This window comes from Corynebacterium sp. c24Ua_83 (assembly GCF_039907245.1).
GTDB lineage: Bacteria > Actinomycetota > Actinomycetes > Mycobacteriales > Mycobacteriaceae > Corynebacterium.
Map to the genome: position 1 here is coordinate 1 of NZ_JASBOI010000050.1, position 1,286 is coordinate 1,286.

Sequence of the window (1,286 nt, forward strand, 5' to 3'; positions counted from 1 at the left end):
ACCCGCCAAACCTGGTCGACCCCGCAAACAGTCAAGAACACTGAGTCGCTACCCGTTTGAGGTCAAGCTTCGCGCTGTTGAGCTCTTCCACGCTGGCTGGAGGCCAGCTGACATCGCTGTGGAATGCGAGCTGCGCTCAAAGATGAGTGTCTATTCCTGGGCACAACGCCACCGTGAAGAGGGAGAATGGGGTTTGATGTCGAAAAGAGAACGCAAAGAGCACACTTGCATGCCCACCCGAGCAGCACTTGAGAAATCATTAGCCGATGATCCTGCAGAACTGAAAAAGCAAATGGCTCAACTGCTCGTTGACAAGGCTGTTTTGGAAAAGGAGCTGGAACTTGTAAAAAAAGACGTCAGCGTCATCCCGGGTCAGCTCAGCAATAAGCACAAGGCTGAAGTGGTTGACGCGTTACGCGGTGAGTTTCCGTTATCTATGCTGCTTGCTGCTATTGATCTTGCGGCATCAAGCTTCTACTACCAACTCCAACAGCGATTTGCTCCGGATAAGCACGCGCATATCCGCGAAATGCTTCATGAGATCAGTTCTGAGTCGAATAACACCTACGGCTATCGCCGACTTTGGTGGGAACTACGCCATCGAGGGATCGTTATCAGTGAGAAGGTCGTCCGCCGTCTCATGCACGAAGAGGGAATTCACCCCTGGTTCCCGAAACGAAAGTGGCGTTACTCCAGCTATCAAGGGGAAATTTCTCCCGCACCACCTAACCTGGTGAACCGCAATTTTCATGCTGAGCATCCAAACCGGTTGTGGCTGACTGACATCAGTGTTTTCGCTACTAACCAAGGTCGCGTGTACCTGTCTGCCATCATCGACTGTTTTGACGGCAAGGTCGTGGCAGCAAAAACAAGTGTTCATCCCACCATGGAGTTAGCAGAAGAAACTTTGTACGCAGCAATCGCAACCGAAAAGCCGGCAATGGATGGATCCTTGGTGATTCACTCAGACCGCGGAGCACATTATCGAGGCAGCAGCTGGCGAAGCATGACCGAGAAGTTCGGAATACTTCGCTCTATGTCGAAGAAAGGCTGTAGCCCCGACAATGCAGCATGTGAGGGGTTCTTCGGCCGAATGAAAAACGAAATGTACTACGGCAGAACCTGGCAGAACCCCCAAGAGCTCGAAGAAGCAATCGCGACATACATCGAGTTCTACAACAATCACCGAATCAAGATCAGCCTCGATGGTTTGAGCATTACCGAATACCGAAAAGTCAATGTAGCGTGACATCGAAACTGTCTAAAAAAACGTCCGCATCCCCAAA

The 1,286-nt window shown here is 51.0% G+C and carries 1 protein-coding gene; it reads left to right on the plus strand.

All coding sequences use genetic code 11. The features are described from left to right. On the plus strand, window positions 1–1,249 hold a 1,249-nt coding region (locus QKE30_RS10775), incomplete at its 5' end, for an IS3 family transposase (RefSeq protein WP_347934779.1). Window positions 1,250–1,286 lie beyond the last annotated feature (37 nt).